Origin of the sequence: Vibrio chagasii (genome assembly GCF_002954585.1) — a bacterium.
Classification (GTDB): Bacteria; Pseudomonadota; Gammaproteobacteria; order Enterobacterales; family Vibrionaceae; genus Vibrio; species Vibrio chagasii_A.
Genome location: NZ_MSCI01000002.1, coordinates 724,879 through 741,875, shown reverse-complemented (window position 1 = coordinate 741,875; position 16,997 = coordinate 724,879). Strand labels below are relative to the sequence as shown.

Sequence of the window (16,997 nt, the reverse complement as noted above, 5' to 3'; positions counted from 1 at the left end):
GGTAGTTCGGCTGGAAAACGGAGTAAAAATGAAAAGACTGATCCCACTGCTACTATTGTTCGTCTCACTGCCAAGTTTGGCACAGAGACAATTTGATATAGAAGTGATCATTTTTAAGCGCGCAGTTGATGCCGAGAAGGTGAATGAGTCTTGGCCAAACACACAGCCAAAGATTTCACTTGAGCGCGTTGGTTCATTTCAGGACACCCAATACCGAGCAAGTAAAGGGGTAAAAATGCTCCCTTACTCGGAGTACAAACTGACACCTCAGAAAGATAAGCTGAAGCAGCATGCTGGCTTTGAAGTACTGATGCATACGGCTTGGCGTCAAGGCGATCAAGGTAAGAGCTCAGCACCTGTGTTCCACATTCAAGCAGGTAAAGACTTCTCTAAACAGTTCAATGCTGACGGTTCTGAAAAAGGCGCGGTTACCGCAAGTAGTGATGGCTTCAAAGAAGAGACCATCGACAAGCCACTTTATGAACTAGACGGCAAGCTACAAATCTATGTTCAGCACTACCTATACGCTGAAACCACTCTGGATTTGAAAGCACCAAGCGTTCGTGAAGTGAAGCTGCAAGAACAGCAAATCGAACTCGACTCTCCAGTAAGCGGTGCTGAGAGCAATGTTCAAGTGGGTAACCTAACGGAAATCTCACCAACGGTTGAAGTGGAAGAGTTTCTTAAGAGCTACCGTATGGAACAAAAGCGTCGTATGCGCAGTACTGAGACTCACTATCTTGACCACCCGCTTCTAGGCATGGTGATTCAAGTTCGTCGCGTTGCTCAGTAACCTGCTCGAGTGAAATAGCGACTAAACTAGTTGGTTTGTTAGCACCCAAGCTATACTCCTACTAATCATTCAAAACGCCCTCCATTGTGAGGGCGTTTTATTAAGCTACAGACTTTATTGCCCAGTCTAATTGGTACACCCTATGAGCCCTGACTTTCAGATCAATACACAAAACCTCAGCCTAAGAATTATTGAGCCTTCTGACGCTCAAGAGTTTTCTCAACTGATCAAGTCTTCCCCTAGCTTACTCCCGTGGGTCGACTGGTGTCATGATCAATTCTCTATCGCAGAAGCTGAGAAGTTCATTCTGGCCACTCGCTTAAACTGGGTGAAAGCCGATGCATTTGGCTTTGGCATTTTCGAGCGAAAAAGCGATAAGCTGGTTGGCATGGTGGCAATCAATGAACTTTACCACACCTTTAATATGGCGAGTTTAGGGTATTGGGTTGGCGACCAATTTCAAAGAAAAGGCATAGCAAAGGAAGCGATGCTAGCTCTGTTTGAATTTTGCTTTGCTCAGCTCAAGCTAACACGTTTAGAGATAGTCTGTGACACCGAAAACCTACCAAGCCAAAGGCTCATAGAAAAGTGCGGCGCAGAGCGAGAGACCATTGCCAGGAATCGCTTTATCTTCAACGGCAAGCCAAAAGATGGTGTGGTTTACTCGGTATTGCCACCGGTGGCTTAGCAATCACCAACAAGGCTACCACTTAACTGACACGATCAAAAAAGAGCTCCGAAGAGCTCTTTTTTACTATCAGCGTTAAGCGTTTTGAAAGCTTAACTCTTCTTCGAAAAGCTAGCTAATTAGTGAAGCTTTAGATTTGGACGTAGAACACGGTTAATACGACCTACCAACATCATTAGAGATGTCTTGATGATTCCGTGAAGCGCCATCTGGTGCATGCGGTACAAAGAGATGTAAACCACACGAGCAATACGACCTTCAACCATCATCGAACCTTTAGTCAGGTTACCCATCAAGCTACCGACTGTAGAGAAACGGCTTAGTGATACTAGTGAGCCTTTATCTTTGTAGATGTAGTCTTTCAGGTCACGACCGTTCAGCTTAGCAATGATGTTGCTGAATGCGCAGCTTGCCATTTGGTGAGCCGCTTGAGCACGAGGTGGAACAAATGAACCATCCGCCTGTGTACATTGTGCCAAGTCACCGATAGCAAAGATGTTGTCATCAAGCGTCGTTTGCAGCGTATTTTTCACAACCAGTTGGTTGATACGGTTGGTTTCAAGACCACCAATATCTTTCATAAAATCTGGCGCTTTGATACCTGCTGCCCATACCATGATTTGAGCTGGGATCTTGTCGCCATCTTTCGTTGTTAGGCCATCAGCGTCCGCTTGAGTCACCATTGTATTAGTGCGAACGTTCACACCAAGCTTAGTCAGCTCAGAGTGTGCAGCACTTGAAATACGAGGAGGAAGAGCTGGAAGGATACGCTCGCCTGCTTCAACTAGGTTTACGTTCAACTTGCTTGAGTCTAGGTCGCCGAAACCGTATGTACGAAGCTCTTTCACAGCGTTGTGAAGCTCAGCCGACAGTTCAACACCAGTCGCACCCGCACCAACAATCGCGATGTCTACCGTACCTTGACCGTTCTTAGCGTGCAGCTTCAAGAACTGGTTGTTCATTTCAGTACGGAAACGGTGAGCTTGCTCTGGGCTATCAAGGAAAATACAGTTATCACGAACGCCTGGAGTATTGAAATCGTTAGACGTTGAACCTAGTGCCATAACCAGAATGTCGTATTCAAGCTCACGGCTTGGCATCAGCAATTCACCGTGCTCATCTCTCAGCTCGCTAAGTGCAATCACTTTACGCTCACGATCGATGTCGTTCAGGCTGCCCATTTGGAAATCGAAGTAATGGTTTTTTGCATGCGCGCGGTAACTTAACGCATCCACACCTTCATCTAGAGAGCCAGTCGCTACTTCATGAAGTAATGGCTTCCATAGGTGGCTTGCTTTACGGTCTACCAGTGTAATCTGGGCACGTTTCTTACGACCTAAAGTGCGACCAAGCTTAGTTGCTAGTTCTAAACCACCAGCACCGCCGCCTACTACGATAATTTTTGTCACAATGACAATCCTCTACAAAATGAATAAATAGGGTTCGGCTCGATTACTCCAACCGATAAATTCTATGTATCTACCCGGCCTTGACATAAGGCTGTGACATATTGGATAACCGCGAAAAAGAATAACGACAGCTCACCGAGTAGTTAGAGGGATTACAAGCAACAAACACCCGCTTGTCGACTTGCTCACGTGGATAAAAAGGTGACGACCTTAGAGGCAGTACACAAATAATGGGCAAGTTTTATCACTCGCTCTCAATTTTTTTTGATATTTATCAAAATATTTTGCTTTGGAACATTATATATAGCAAACCGATGACCGCAACTAAAATCCTTACCCTCAATGAGGATTCGCCGCCAAATAGTTAACGTTTGCGCAAACTTATCAACATAGCAGCTACGATAGCATCATCAATAGTAACGTTACATTCAAAATAAAAAAAAGCGGCACTCATTGAGTGCCGCTTTTTATAAAATACTTAGTATATTAAGCGTCTTTGAAAGCTTTCATTGCTTGAAGGTGTTGAGAGATTTTTTTGAATTTATGGCTCTCTTTCTCATCCCAAATCACATCGTAGTAATCTTCGAGTGCAGCAGCTGTCTTGCTATTGTCGTGAATTTCATCTTCGCGAGAAAGTACCACAAGACAACGACCTTTGTTTTTCATGCGGTACTGTTCCACACACTTGGTCGCAATATCTTCGTACTCTTCAGGACGATCAATTCGGCCTACCATGTTGTTTTCAGGTTGAAGATTTGGATTGAAAATAACCTGTTTGATACCACACAAGAAGCCAATACGCTCAGACCAAAAACCACCTAAACCAACACCACAGATAATTGGATGCGGGTCGTCTGATTGCTCTATCACTTTGTGCACCTCTTTCAGTAGGTGCTGCATGTCGTGCTTTGGATGCAAAGTACTGTAGTTGATGAAACGAACGTCATCATCAATGAATTGCAACTGCAGTATTTTTTCGTGATTGCCCGGGCTTGTTGAGTCGAAGCCGTGAAGATAGATAATCATTGTACCTCCCTCATTGAATATTGGTACGTTTTGATCAATCTAACACGAAAAACAAGGTTTTAAAGGGAAGACCATCGAAATTATATTTTTCACTTCCTAAACGTGATCCTAGCTACAGAAAGTGTGACTGAGAGCCTCCGCTTCACGCAGATAACTTTCATCACCCCACAGTTGATGAGCGAGCAAATACCACAACATTGCCATCATTCGACTTCGTGGTAACCACGCTTCTACACCATCCAACCAAGGCTGAACGTCGTGAATACCACGCAGTTGACAGTACTTTTCAACCGTTTCTTGCACCGAGGCATCTGCGACTGAAATGGTTAAGGTTAGATCTAATCTAGGGTCAGCAATTGCTGCATATTCCCAATCGATGATTTTAATACCGTCACTATTCTTCACCAGGTTATAACCGCCGAGATCAAAGTGACATAAGGAGAGTTCAACACTCGGGATACTTGGCGTTGTGCGCCACTCTTTATAAATGGTGCTGTAGACTTCTGTCTTATGAACGGCATCAAGCTGAAGCCAATAATGATCCACTCGCGCTGTAAAGCTAAACGGTTTAAGTGGTAGCCGTGCAGTATTAACCAGATGCACAGAGATAAGCGTTTTCAGAAGATCATCAATATCCAAACCTTCATAAAGCGTATCTCCAGCAACCCATTCAACCAATAAGCCCTGTTCATTCACTACTATCGGGCTTGGCCCAATACCGAGACGTTCGATGGCAGACAACACTTGGTACTCTTCATGACGGGAAATAAAAAAAGCGTTGGTAATCGGCGTGATCGGACGCCACACGTATTCAGAACCATCAGCAGAAACCAGCTTCCAACATCGGTTAGTCAGACCACCGGTGAGTGTCTGAGCCTTCACTGGCGGCTGCGAAAAATAGCCATCAAGCGAACTCAAACTGGTATCAAGAAGCTTAGCCTCAGACCAAGAAAAGATTGCCATTGCTCATTCCCTATTAACGTCTTCGTGTCCCTACAAAAAAGACACTGACCAGAGCCAGTGTCTTCAAATATCAGCACATCATGTACTGAATTGGCGTGTGACCAATCTATTCACTTTCAATAGTAAGTGTTCATAGTTGGCAGTGAAGCAAAATTAAAGACCTAGTAGGCTCTTAGATTGCTGCTTACGGATTTCAGTCTCGTCAGCCCACTCGATCAAGCCAGACTCAAGGTCCATCAGACGCATGGTCATTTTGTAGTACACATCTTCGTCGCTGCCTGCTTTCTTAACGATGCTTGATAGGTTGCCGTAAAGCATGTACTGAGCACCAACCATCTTACCGAACTGAATCGCAGAGCTTTGGTTCACTAGCTCATCGTTGTTTTGGAAGTTTAGTTGGTCACGAACAGACTCTACACGGTCCATGTCAACGAAACGGAACTTACCAGAGTTCAGCATTTTAGTACTGATAGTGTCAGTGATTGACTCAGTATCGATGTGCTCACTTGTTTTGTTCTTGATTCGCTCTACGAACACGATTGGGCGCTGATCACGAGTAATGTAAGACACTGAACCAGAAGCCATCATGCTATCAACCATCTCACCAGCAATAGTTTGAAGGTCAGTTGAACCGAAATCGATTGTTGTGGTTTCTACTGCTTGTGCATCACCGTAGCTTACCTTGTTCGAACAACCGCCTAAAATAACCGCTAAGCCTAGTAGCGCAATGACACTCTTTTTCATGATGTTTCCTCAACTTATCATTGAGTGGGGTTACCCACACTCTTAAATTTTGATCTGTGCGAATCAATTCGCTTTCTTAAGTGCTAGTCCACGTTGACTAGCACCGGTTATAACTCAATCTATTGTTACTGCTCTCGGAACTGCACTCGGAACTGAGTTGCTTTCGGGTTTACCGATACTTCCGACAACGAAATGCTTTCAAAGCCACGCACAATCGCTTGCTTCCAAGGCCCTTGCTTCAAGTTGACCTCAAGCCCTGCATCGTCATACCAATAGAAACGATAAAGGATATGTTGGTCACCTTTATAGTTACTGTTTAAGCGGACAATACCTCGAGTGTGACCATCAATCTGATCGGTACGAATATCTTCAACTTGTAAACGGCTGCCCAATACATTGTCGCCAAAGAATACGTTCTGAGTCAGACTATCAACCCTTACGCCAGCTGTATTATCAGCACAACCAGCCAGAGCCATAACCGCTGCTAAGCTCACTAACCACTTTTTCATTACAGCCTCCCTAGCTGTTTATGCCACATTGTTGCGTTGTTTCCTTGTCGAGAAATCCATACCAAAGTGGTCTGCCCTTCTCGAATATCAAAATCGTAGGTTTTAGCACCCGCTTCCAAGGTATATTGGCCGCTGTTTGCTACAAACGTACTGCTCTTAATCTCAGCTGGTAATGATTGCCAACTGCGAGTGTCTGGTTGCTCTGTCAGCGTGTTCCACACATTGAACAAAATGTTGCCAACGTCATCACCCTTGGTTGCCTCTTTACGAATACGGTCTTTTGCGACCACACGCAGTGCTTGGCGAATAACAATGCTCGTCATACGCTCAGATAGATCGTTCTGAGCCATAGCGTTTACGTCGGTAATCAAATGCTCTTGCAGCGGCTGCCCACTGATTCGTAACGGGGAAAAACGTTCTACGTTCTGACTTGGGTAATATGGCAGCGCAAGAGAGTATATTGCTCCCTGATCGCGACTGTCATAAACAGGTAAATCCAATCGCCAACTGTCCATTGCTTGAACAGCACTCTGCTCTTGAAGAACAATCACGCGCCCTTGCCCGCTACTTAGCTTAGATGACTGCTTGTAACGCTTCTCAAGTGTCGCTAAATCTTGTCGCATGCCCAAACGTGCAGCCGTTGCCATGGTTCTATCGATAATCTCTTGGTTATCAGGCATCACAGCTAATGCACGTCGATAATCAACGTAAGCACTGTTTAAATCGTTTGAAGCCTCATACAGCAGACCCGATAAAAACATCAGATAAGCGTTCTGCACTGATTGCAGCTTTTTACCCGCATCTGGGTAATTCGCTAGAATACTGCCAACATTGGCAGATAGCCCCTGCTTCTTCGCGTCGCTGGCTGCTCTTTCTAGCTCTGCCTCACGCTGCTTCTTTGCTTGCTCTTGAACTTGGTTGGCGCGACGCATTTCAATCACCGCACCTTCTAAATCGTTTTTCTTTAGATAATTCAAACCGAGGTAGAGATGAAGAAAGCCCAACTCGTAATCGGGCGGCACATACTCGGTAATATTGTCATTTACAGCCAATGCACCCACACTGGTTGCACTGGCTGAGATTGAGATGACGGCTTTTCTCTGCTGTTCCGTAACAGCCTGATCCGCCGCTTCAAACGAAGACTTACTCTCTGGGTATTTTTGATCCAACAGATTGATTCTGCCTCTCTCAAAATTATCGAGAATATCGCCTGCTGCGTAATCTGGTAACTCTTGTTGAGCCTCTGAATAATCTCCAGATTTAACGGCTTGATAGATACTTTTATTTTGTGCGCTGTAATGACTGAACAGATTACCTGCAGACATACTCGCGCATCCCGCGGTCAGCGCCGATAGTAGGGCAATGGAAGCGTATCTAAACTGTTGCTTCACTTATCGTCTCCGTGCATGTTTAAAGTGCCAACTTTATTAGGGTCTACTGACCTTTCGTGGTTAAATCAACTCGAAAGCTCAACAGCTACTAGTTTCATTATCAAAACGAAACGTGCTGTAAAAAGGATCTCAAGCAAGTAAATACTTGCTTCATCGGGCTCTGGCTAAGCAAAGCCGATATTCAGACAACAGATAACAATTAAAGTTGGCATACAAACAACAAATTTTCCAACTTGTTGTTTGTGTTAATTAACTCATTAACGTATTTGATTAGCTCATAAGTAAAGGGCCAAGCGGACGGCCACCAACTAAGTGCATGTGGATGTGGTAAACCTCTTGGCCACCATGAGAGTTACAGTTCACGATAAGACGGTAGCCACCTTCCGCGATGCCCTCTTCTTTTGCTAGCTTACGAGCAACAGTAAACATGCGCCCCATCATTGCTTCATCTTCCACTTCAACATCGTTGGTTGTTGGAATCAGCTTATTAGGGATGATAAGGATGTGACTAGGAGCGCGTGGATTGATGTCACGGAACGCTGTCACTAAATCGTCTTGGTATAGCAGATCTGCTGGAATTTCTTTATTAATGATCTTACTAAAGATGGTTTCTTCAGCCATGTTTTTCTCCGATAAAACATTTACTTTTTAGTGTTTTGAGTATGCGCTATGCCGCATCAAACCACAATAAACCTGCTGTAAAGCTTAATAAAAAACACCGTTCAAATCAAAGAAAACTGGTCTTAGCTCTCAAGAATGGCATGTTGATTATAACTGAGCGCTATTTTTGACGTGTGCGTCATAAAATGCGTAAGAGGAGCTCAATAGAATGCTGACTATTTTGTTAGTTTTACTTTGACCTGACATTAGGTCTGCATTTTATTTAGGGAGAAAGCCATGAAGGGATCTGTGATCAAGCGTATGTACGCTGGTTTCGCACTGATCATCATCATGTTCGCAGTCACGATAACCATCATGATGAACAGCATGAATCAGATACACAGCAATTTTGAGAGTGTTTCAGAAACCTCATTACCGCTTGTTGCGCTTTCCAATCAAACAAGTGTCCAATTGCTTTCTGCTGATAAGTCATTCAAAGATTTCTTAACCACACAAAATGCTGAACGCATGTCTGCAATGCGCACAGAATTTGCTGCATCACAAAACGCTTTTTCAGAAGTTCTTGGCAATCTAGAAGCAGCAAGCCAAGACAACACCTCACTCATCGAACGCATTACTCAGCTAAGAGCTATGGAAGAGCGCTACTTTACTGAAGCAGATGAAGCGATGAACAATTACGTCGCGATGTTTGAAGCACAAGAGCAAGTACAAAAAGCATCACGCGATTTCCAACGCCTACACTCTGAGTTGACCGTTGGCATGAAAGAGTACGTAGCCGATCAGAAAAGTATCTCTGTGAAAGTAATGGCGAAAAGCTACTTCATCAAACTACAAGACGCAGAAGTAATCACATCAGACGCACTTGCGAGCTCTGATGTGGCATTCGTACAAAAAGCCGTTAACCAAAACAAGAAAGCTGTTACTCACCTAAACTACGCCTACCGCGGTTTAGCAACACAGCTACCTGCTCTTAAGAATGTATTCGATGAATCAGTTCAGAAGTTCACTAAAGACGTAGGCCAAAAAGGCGGTGTTCTTGATAAGCACAACAACTACCTTCAAGCGAAGCAAGCACTTTATGTAAACATCGCTAATCTAGCGGTTGAAGTAGACCAAGCGATGGCAGTGTTAGACTCATTCAACGTAACAGCCGAAGAACAACTTAACTCTTCATTGGCAGACGCGAGCAGCATATACGACAAAGGCCTATTCAATGCTATTGCAATCGGTGTGGTTGTAACACTATTTGCGGCAGCGATTGGCTACCACATTGCTCACAGTGTAAGAGAACCACTAACCCGTATCCTTAAGACACTGGAAGGCCTAACAGAAGGCAACATGACACAGCGCATCGATATTCGTTACAACAACGAATTCAGCCGTGTAAGTGGTCACATCAACACCTTAGCCGATAATCTGCACAATATACTTGTGAAGCTTAACGATGCGTCAGATGACCTAACCAAAACAGCAAGCGTTAACCAGAAGACCTCTTCAGAAACTCAGGCTCAACTTAACAGCCAGCGTGAACAAACTGCGACAGTAGCGACGGCAATGACAGAGATGTCTCACTCTGTACAGGAAGTGGCAAATAGCGCACAAAGCTCTTTGACTATGGTTCAGCAAGTTGAAACCGCTTCTGAATCGGGTCGTCAGATCATGAACACCAACATCAGCACCATCAACCAACTGGAAACTCGCTTAACCGAATCAGTTAGTGCTGTGGGTGAACTGCAACAGATGAGTAGCCAGATTGGCTCAATCCTGGACGTAATTCGCGGCATTGCAGAACAGACCAACCTACTCGCACTGAATGCTGCGATTGAAGCGGCGCGTGCTGGTGAGCAAGGTCGTGGTTTTGCGGTCGTTGCCGATGAAGTTCGTGTGTTGGCACAGAAAACAACGCAATCTACAGCTGAAATCGAAACTATGATCAGCAACCTACAGTCCAGTTCGAAAACAGCAAGTAACGTTATCGAAAGCTGTATGAGTGACATGGATATGTCGGTACAACAAGCATCGAATGCCAACAGTGCAATGGAAGAGATTCAAGCCTTGATTCTAGAAATCAGCCATATGAGTACTCATATCTCTCAAGCAGCAGCTGAACAGAGTAAAACGTCTGGCGATATTGCGCGTAATATTGAAGACATCAACCACATTGCCGATGCAAGTTATCAAGCAATGTCATCGATCGCTGAGGCGAGCCAAAACCTAACGATTCTTGCGAATCAACAAGGAGATTTAGTTCATCAATTTAAGCTATAGATAAATGATGAAACCATAGATATTAAGTGAGATTGTTGGGACTTCTTACCCAATAGTGGTAACTATTTGAACAAGGGCAACTTTAATCAAGAGTTGCCCTTGTTTTTTATGAGCTTTGTCATTATATGGTTATTAAGGCTTGCTGTTTCCCGTTTTCTTTCACCTTTATGAGCGAGCCGCTATTAAGGAATTTATATGGCTGTTCATGTTGGCATTATCGATCAAGACCCCATTCGCTTGCTTACCCCACTGCTTGATAACCGAACGATCAGCACGCACATCGTGTTCATCGGCGATAAGAATCAAGTCGATATGTATCAGCGCTTAGACAGCGTTTTGCAAAAACGTGATATTACGAGCGAGTTCTTTGAAATTCCGACCATCGTAAACACGTCAGTGATTAAAGAATCCATTCAAAACCTTGCCGAAGATTTAAAAGCTCGCGGTCAAGAAGTGAAACTCAACGCTAGTTGTGGTCTGCGTCACCGTCTACTCTCCGTTTACGAAGTGTTCCGAACTTACCACTGGCCTATCTTCGTTGTAGAACCAAATAGTGACAAACTGTGCTGGCTTTACCCGAACGGAAAAGAAGACGCGCAAGTTCAAGACCGTATCACTATCGATGACTACCTAACCGTATTTGGCGCTCGTGGCGAATTCAGTGATGTACAGCTACCTCCACAACTCGATCAGAAGCTATACGAGCTAGGTGAACGTTGGGCAAGTAACGCACTTGAATTAGGTCCTGGTCTTGCGACACTTAACTACCTTGCAACCACTTGTCGCAAAGAGCAGAAGCTGGATGTTGAGTTATCAGAGAAGCAACAGGGCTATCGCGAACTGAATATGCTTTTAAGCGATTTAGTAGAAGCGAAAATTGCGACTTATGAGAATGGCACACTAACCTTTGCCAGTGAAGATGCTCGACGCTTCTCGAACGGCGAGTGGCTTGAAACTCTCGTTCATAGCACGGTAAAGCAGATCCAAGATGACATGCCGACCATCCAAGATCGCTCTTTGAATGTTCAGGTATACCGCCAACTAGGCGAACGTGAAGTTCGAAATGAGCTAGATGTGGCATCTGTGGTGAACAATAAACTGCACATAATCGAATGTAAGACGAAAGGCATGCGTGATGATGGTGATGACACCTTGTACAAACTGGAATCACTAAGAGACCTATTAGGTGGCCTACAAGCCCGCGCTATGCTAGTGAGCTTCCGCCCGCTACGCCATAACGACATCACACGCGCAGAAGATCTTGGCCTTGCTTTGATCGGCCCTGACGAGTTGAAAGATCTTAAAACTCACCTAACAGCTTGGTTTACGGCTGCTGGCGGTAACGAAGATCAAGAGTGCTAAGAGTAAAATCTCTTAAATCAAAATAACAAAGGCGAGTCACTATTGAATGACTCGCCTTTTTCTTATCTGTTTTCTCTCTGTCACTTAACCAGTAAATAAAAAATGGCCGCATCAATCGATGCGGCCATTTCAAAATTTGCTGTCAGATTAAGACCTAAAGCACTTTTGCTACTTAAGCATTTTGCGAGCAGCTTCTACAACCACTTTGATTGAGCGTGCTTCTGTTACTTTTAGTGTGTCGTGATCAGGCGTCTCTTTTTGCGTACGGTTGATGATTACACCAGCAACACAACCCGCTTTCAGACCTGAACTTGCACACATAGTTAGCAGCGTTGCAGATTCCATTTCGAAGTTTAGAACGCCCATGTCTTGCCACTCTTGCATAGAACCTTGGAAACGCTTAACTACACGACCAGAGAACGTGTCGTAACGCTCTTGACCTGGGTAGAAAGTATCACTTGAAGCCGTTACACCCATGTGAACTGTTGCGCCTGCCTCTTCAACTGCTGCTTTCATTGCTGTCGCTACTTCGAAGTCTGCAACCGCTGGGAACTCCATTGGAGCAAAGTGTAGGCTAGCACCGTCTAGACGAACAGAACCAGTAGAAACAATCATGTCACCCACGTTTACGTGAGGTTGGATAGCACCAGTAGTACCAACACGTAGGAAAGTGCGAACACCCAGTTGAGCTAGCTCTTCTACAGCGATAGAGGTAGATGGACCACCAATACCTGTTGAACATACAACCACTGGCTTACCGTCTAGTTCTGCGCGGTAAAGTGTGTATTCACGATGGCTAGCAAGAAATACTGGGTTCTCCATCTCTTCTGCAATTTTTTGTACACGAGCAGGATCACCTGGAATGATCGCAAGAGTAGCACCGTTAAGATCTGCTTCAGTAACACCTAAATGGAAAACAGCTTGAGACATAGTTCGCTCCTTTTGGCTTATTGGGCTTTTACCCTTATTTAAGCTCATAGTAAATTCGTGGGGTACGAACACACTCTAACCAAGCTCATTATAAAATGAAGTGACACAGCTCACACCATTAGTAGCAACAAGATTTCAAGTTTCACAAAAAAACGATTGGTATCACAAAAATAAGCAATCTCAGAACCTTCGTTGCATACTAATGAGACAAAAAACGCCTTTAACGTATTACCGCTAAAGGCGTTTATACAGAATGCAATTCCGTATAAGAGTGTTGAATTTAGTCTGCTTTAGACTTGAATCGTAGCAGGCGCAATGCGTTCAATGTCACCAGTGCTGTTGCACCACTGTCCGCTAAAACCGCTACCCACAAGCCCGTGATACCAAATAAGCTCGTCACTAAGAACACACCTTTCAAGCCAAGAGCCAGAGCGACGTTTTGACGGATATTATTGATAGTAGCTTGCGACAGCTCAATCATTGCTGGTAATTCAGTTAGACGGTTATGAGTCAGTGCTGAATCAGCAGTTTCCAGAGCAACATCTGTGCCCCCACCCATTGCGATGCCGACATGCGCGGTTTTCATCGCTGGTGCATCGTTGATGCCATCTCCAACCATCGCTACATGCGACTGTTCAGACAGCTCTTGTACGTAAGACACCTTATCACTTGGAAGCAGGCTCGCTTTGTACTGCATACCAACCTTGCCACTGATCGCAGCTGCACTGCGCGGGTTGTCCCCTGTCAGCATAATGGATTGAATACCAAGATCATTGAGGCGCTCAATCGCTAACTTCGCATCACTACGTAATTTGTCTTGCCATGCAATCAAGCCAATCGCGTTGGCTGCCTGAGCAGAGTCTTTAACCTCTAATGCAACAACAACGGTTTTACCCTCATCTTCTAGCGATTCGATTTGCTTAGATACTTGTGCATCCAAAGCAAAATCAAGTTTAGATGGCGCAAGCACTCGATATTTCACACCATCGACGTCACCTTCCACGCCACTACCAATCAGCGCTTTCTTGTTGTGTGACTCAGGAATATCGATGCCTAATTCTTCAACTTTTGCAACCAGCGATTTTGCCAATGGGTGGGTAGAGCCAACTTCAATAGCACCAACCACACGAAGCATCGCCTCTTTCTGCCAACCTGACAGTGGCTCAATATCAGTCACCTGAGGCTTACCTTCGGTCAGTGTGCCTGTTTTATCGAAAGCAATAGTTTCGATCTTGCCAAGCTGCTCAAGTGCTGCACCGCCTTTGATTAGAGCGCCACGTTTTGCTGCCGCAGCCAAACCAGAAGTGATCGCTGCAGGTGTTGAGATAACAAGTGCACAAGGACATGCGATCAGCAATAATGCTAGACCACGGTACACCCATGTTTCCCAAGGTTGAGCAAACAATAACGGTGGTGTGATGATGACGAGCAAAGCCACTACCATCATCAATGGTGTGTACCAACGACTGAACTTATCAAGGAAACGTTCTAGTGGTGCTTTACGTGATTCCGCCTCTTCAATTAGGTGAAGAATACGGTCAATGGCGTTCTCACCCTGTTTAGAGGTAATCGTAATGCGTACCACTTTATCGACCACTACGGCACCGGCCATGATGCTATTACCTTGGATATGCTCCACAGGCACAGACTCGCCAGTCAACGCACTTTCGTCAAAACTCGCAGCATCGGTAATCAACTGGCCGTCTGCTGGCAAACGAGAACCCGCAGCCACTTCAATCACATCACCAGGTACCAACTCGCTTACCGCTACTTCAACACGTTCACCATTGATAATCTTGGTCGCATTCTCAGGTACTAAAGCCATCAGCGCTTGAACGCCACTTCTCGCTCTAGAAGAAGCAAAAGCCTCTAAGCGTTCGCCAATCAAGAACAGAAGCAATACCATTGCCGCTTCTGCAGTCTCGCCTAGGTATAGTGCGCCCAGTGCAGCCACACTCATTAAGGTTTCTATCGCGAAAGGAGTTCCCGAGCTGGCTAGTTGAACGGCTTTCTTAGTGACCGGATACAATCCAAGTAGACATGTCGCGATGAATAAGCCTTCACTTAATTGAGGCGCTGAACTTTTCAGTAACGCCGCGAACAGCATCGCAGCAGCTATCGCGATGATCTGTAAATTAGGTTGGATATGCGCTTGCCAAAACGTCTCTGGTTGTTGTTTTTCTTTCTTAGAACCCACTTCCGTTAACGGGAAGCCAGTGGTGATAGAGACTTGTTCGATAGTGTCAGCAAGACTTTCATTGTTAAATTTCACAACCAGTTTTTCGGTAGCAAAGAGCACCTTCGCTTGAATTACACCGTCGATATTACTGATCGCTTTTTCTATTTTTCTGGCACAAGCTGGACAGTCCATTCCGGAAACTAACCAACTTTTAGAAAATTGGGCATCGTTCGTTATCGTTGAGGACTGACTGTCTTCTTCTCCACTGTCTGAACTACAACAGCCATCACCCGATGACGCGACTGTCGCTGAAGAAGAGCTGCAACATCCTGATGATGTACCAACTGCAGTAATGCTTGAAATTTTAGGGCTAGAGCAGCTTGTTGCGGCTGCTTGTGGTTGAACGTCCACTTTTACTGAGCGGCACGCTGCGTGTTTTGCGCACATAATGTATCTCCTTAATACTTCAATACCCTTGGAGTGATTACTTCAGTCATTAAAGCAACCAACCCCAAGTTCATCGAAAGTATAAACCTTGGAGGTAGCTCCAAGGTCAAGAAGAAGTTTTCGGTTAAGGCAATTTATTTAACAGTCTCAACCAAGTAGGTCGCTATTATTGAGGCTTAAGTTCGGCACACTCTTCTCTGTTCGCTGAGACATCATCAATCAGGACGGCATCATGAGAGCAGAAAGGCTGTGTATTCAAACTTACGATAGACACATCATCTTCAACAGGCTCAACGTTGGAGCCCTGCATCAATTCAGAGATGTGGTAACGAAGCACTAAGACACCCAACAATCCAAACAGAATATTACCCAACGCTTGTCCGTAAAGAACGCCTAACGCGCCATACCATTGCGAACCTAAATAGACGAAAGGCAAGGTACCAAGTGTCGCTTTACCTAAGTTCAGAGCGGTCGAATACAGCGGCTTACCTAGGTTATTGAACGAAGTGTTCGCGACAAACAGTGCACCATTAAAGATGAAGGTAATGGCCACATAGCTACAGAAAGTGGCAACAATGATCGCTGCATCTCCTTGCAGACTAAAGCCATGAATCACAAGGTCTTGTAGGAAGTACAACAGAACACAAACCACAATGGTGTATACCGTGGTCACAAATAGAGAGTTATTAAGCGTCTCTTTTACTCTGTCCATTCTCTCGGCACCAAAGTTCTGACCAATGATTGGCCCTACCGCGCCAGACAAAGCAAAAATCACAGCAAAACACACAGGCGTTAAACGACCAATCACCGCAAAGCCCGCCACGAAGTCTTCACCATATTGTGCAATACCTGTCGTAACAATGGCATTGCCGATAGGTGTCGCGGTGTTAGTAATGATCGCAGGGATCGCGATTGCTAAGATTGGGCGGATATTGATACGCCGCTGCACGAATGATGGCGGAGCCACCAGCTCATGAGTGCGAATCAGAGGATAAAGTGAGAAGAAAAGAACCGAAAAACGTGCCACTACAGAAGCGAAAGCCGCTCCTTCAATATTCCAGCCAAAGCCAAAAATAAACAGAGGGTCTAAGATCGCATTTACGATCCCTCCCGATAATGTCGCCCACATAGAACGCTTGGCATCACCCGCAGCTCTTAGGCCAGCACCTGCAGCCATCGCGAGCGCCAAAAATGGACCACTCGGTAATAAAATCTGTAAATAAGCTTGTGCACGCTCTGCGGCTAAGCCTTTCGCGCCAATGGCTGCCAATAGCTCAGGGATATAAGCGTACATCACAGCAGTGACCGTTGAGCTAATGACAAACGCGGTCAGCATAATACTGGTGCTGAGATTTCTGGCTTGGTCTCTATTTTTTGAGCCAATAGCTTTTGATACCAAGGCGCCCATCGCAATGGAAGTACCAATCGACACAGAAGTAGAAAAGAAAGTGAGTGTGCCAGCAAAACCAACCGCAGCAGCCAATTCAACCTGACCTAGCATACTGATAAATAACATATCGAGCAGATCGACCACAAACAGTGCCATCAAGCCGACTGAGCCTGCTCCCGACATCACCAAGATGTGGCGCATCGTTGAACCTTCTACAAACTTTGCAGTTTGGTTTGACATGAAACCTCCAAAAGCAGAAACACCACAGACCAAATCT

General features: G+C 45.1%; 14 protein-coding genes. 4 read left to right on the top strand and 10 right to left on the bottom strand.

Features of this window, described 5'->3' with window-relative positions; genetic code table 11:
- Positions 1-28 precede the first annotated feature (28 nt).
- Together BTO10_RS11530 and BTO10_RS11525 are read left to right on the top strand one after the other, a co-directional pair.
- Positions 29-793, top strand: coding sequence for a peptidoglycan binding protein CsiV (locus BTO10_RS11530; RefSeq protein WP_105024603.1), 765 nt, complete (start codon positions 29-31; stop codon positions 791-793).
- A 142-nt stretch (positions 794-935) separates the two neighbouring features.
- Positions 936-1,481, top strand: coding sequence for a GNAT family N-acetyltransferase (locus BTO10_RS11525; RefSeq protein WP_105024602.1), 546 nt, complete (start codon positions 936-938; stop codon positions 1,479-1,481).
- Positions 1,482-1,600: 119 nt separating this feature from the next.
- Here the strand turns inward: BTO10_RS11525 and BTO10_RS11520 are convergent, their stop codons facing one another.
- The 7 genes from BTO10_RS11520 to hinT form a co-directional block, all read right to left on the bottom strand.
- Positions 1,601-2,890 (bottom strand): NAD(P)/FAD-dependent oxidoreductase, encoded by a 1,290-nt coding sequence (locus tag BTO10_RS11520; protein WP_004741956.1) that lies wholly within the window; start codon positions 2,888-2,890, stop codon positions 1,601-1,603.
- Between the two features lie 486 nt (positions 2,891-3,376).
- Complete coding sequence (gene ycfP, locus BTO10_RS11515; protein ID WP_004741955.1) at positions 3,377-3,916, bottom strand: alpha/beta hydrolase YcfP; 540 nt, start codon at positions 3,914-3,916, stop codon at positions 3,377-3,379.
- Positions 3,917-4,024: 108 nt separating this feature from the next.
- Positions 4,025-4,879, bottom strand: coding sequence for a phosphotransferase (locus tag BTO10_RS11510; RefSeq protein WP_105024601.1), 855 nt, complete (start codon positions 4,877-4,879; stop codon positions 4,025-4,027).
- 153 nt (positions 4,880-5,032) lie between these two features.
- Positions 5,033-5,623, bottom strand: coding sequence for a penicillin-binding protein activator LpoB (lpoB, locus tag BTO10_RS11505; protein WP_004741952.1), 591 nt, complete (start codon positions 5,621-5,623; stop codon positions 5,033-5,035).
- 125 nt (positions 5,624-5,748) lie between these two features.
- Positions 5,749-6,132, bottom strand: coding sequence for a YcfL family protein (locus BTO10_RS11500; protein ID WP_004741950.1), 384 nt, complete (start codon positions 6,130-6,132; stop codon positions 5,749-5,751).
- On the bottom strand, positions 6,132-7,523 hold the full coding sequence (locus BTO10_RS11495) for a COG3014 family protein (RefSeq protein WP_105024600.1): 1,392 nt from the start codon (positions 7,521-7,523) through the stop codon (positions 6,132-6,134). Before BTO10_RS11495 ends, BTO10_RS11500 begins: the two co-directional genes overlap by 1 nt.
- Before the next feature lie 270 nt (positions 7,524-7,793).
- Positions 7,794-8,144, bottom strand: a complete 351-nt coding sequence (gene hinT / locus BTO10_RS11490; RefSeq protein ID WP_065112155.1) for a purine nucleoside phosphoramidase — start codon at positions 8,142-8,144, stop codon at positions 7,794-7,796.
- A gap of 276 nt (positions 8,145-8,420) precedes the next feature.
- On the opposite strand from hinT, the gene BTO10_RS11485 reads away from it, so the two are divergent.
- Positions 8,421-10,412 (top strand): methyl-accepting chemotaxis protein, encoded by a 1,992-nt coding sequence (locus BTO10_RS11485; RefSeq protein WP_105024599.1) that lies wholly within the window; start codon positions 8,421-8,423, stop codon positions 10,410-10,412.
- Positions 10,413-10,607: 195 nt separating this feature from the next.
- The gene (locus BTO10_RS11480; RefSeq protein WP_063522306.1) at positions 10,608-11,774 is read left to right on the top strand and encodes a DUF1887 family protein; all 1,167 of its coding nucleotides are present in this window, start codon (positions 10,608-10,610) and stop codon (positions 11,772-11,774) included.
- A gap of 168 nt (positions 11,775-11,942) precedes the next feature.
- Here the strand turns inward: BTO10_RS11480 and udp are convergent, their stop codons facing one another.
- The 3 genes from udp to BTO10_RS11465 form a co-directional block, all read right to left on the bottom strand.
- Positions 11,943-12,704, bottom strand: a complete 762-nt coding sequence (gene udp / locus BTO10_RS11475) for a uridine phosphorylase (protein ID WP_105024598.1) — start codon at positions 12,702-12,704, stop codon at positions 11,943-11,945.
- Positions 12,705-12,984: 280 nt separating this feature from the next.
- A complete protein-coding gene (locus tag BTO10_RS11470; protein WP_105024597.1) occupies positions 12,985-15,330 on the bottom strand; it encodes a zinc/cadmium/mercury/lead-transporting ATPase in 2,346 nt (781 codons plus the stop codon).
- 166 nt (positions 15,331-15,496) lie between these two features.
- Entirely contained in the window at positions 15,497-16,960 is a 1,464-nt protein-coding gene (locus BTO10_RS11465) for an MATE family efflux transporter (RefSeq protein ID WP_105024596.1), read from the bottom strand.
- Between the last annotated feature and the right edge of the window lie 37 nt (positions 16,961-16,997).

Bases quoted from the DNA above. Each gene is read 5' to 3' on its own strand.
- BTO10_RS11480 (WP_063522306.1), top strand. From the start codon at position 10,608: ATGGCTGTTCATGTTGGCATTATCGATCAAGACCCCATTCGCTTGCTT.
- udp (WP_105024598.1), bottom strand. From the start codon at position 12,704: ATGTCTCAAGCTGTTTTCCATTTAGGTGTTACTGAAGCAGATCTTAAC.
- BTO10_RS11530 (WP_105024603.1), top strand. From the start codon at position 29: ATGAAAAGACTGATCCCACTGCTACTATTGTTCGTCTCACTGCCAAGT.
- BTO10_RS11465 (WP_105024596.1), bottom strand. From the start codon at position 16,960: ATGTCAAACCAAACTGCAAAGTTTGTAGAAGGTTCAACGATGCGCCAC.
- BTO10_RS11485 (WP_105024599.1), top strand. From the start codon at position 8,421: ATGAAGGGATCTGTGATCAAGCGTATGTACGCTGGTTTCGCACTGATC.
- BTO10_RS11470 (WP_105024597.1), bottom strand. From the start codon at position 15,330: ATGTGCGCAAAACACGCAGCGTGCCGCTCAGTAAAAGTGGACGTTCAA.
- ycfP (WP_004741955.1), bottom strand. From the start codon at position 3,916: ATGATTATCTATCTTCACGGCTTCGACTCAACAAGCCCGGGCAATCAC.
- lpoB (WP_004741952.1), bottom strand. From the start codon at position 5,623: ATGAAAAAGAGTGTCATTGCGCTACTAGGCTTAGCGGTTATTTTAGGC.
- BTO10_RS11510 (WP_105024601.1), bottom strand. From the start codon at position 4,879: ATGGCAATCTTTTCTTGGTCTGAGGCTAAGCTTCTTGATACCAGTTTG.
- BTO10_RS11525 (WP_105024602.1), top strand. From the start codon at position 936: ATGAGCCCTGACTTTCAGATCAATACACAAAACCTCAGCCTAAGAATT.
- hinT (WP_065112155.1), bottom strand. From the start codon at position 8,144: ATGGCTGAAGAAACCATCTTTAGTAAGATCATTAATAAAGAAATTCCA.
- BTO10_RS11500 (WP_004741950.1), bottom strand. From the start codon at position 6,132: ATGAAAAAGTGGTTAGTGAGCTTAGCAGCGGTTATGGCTCTGGCTGGT.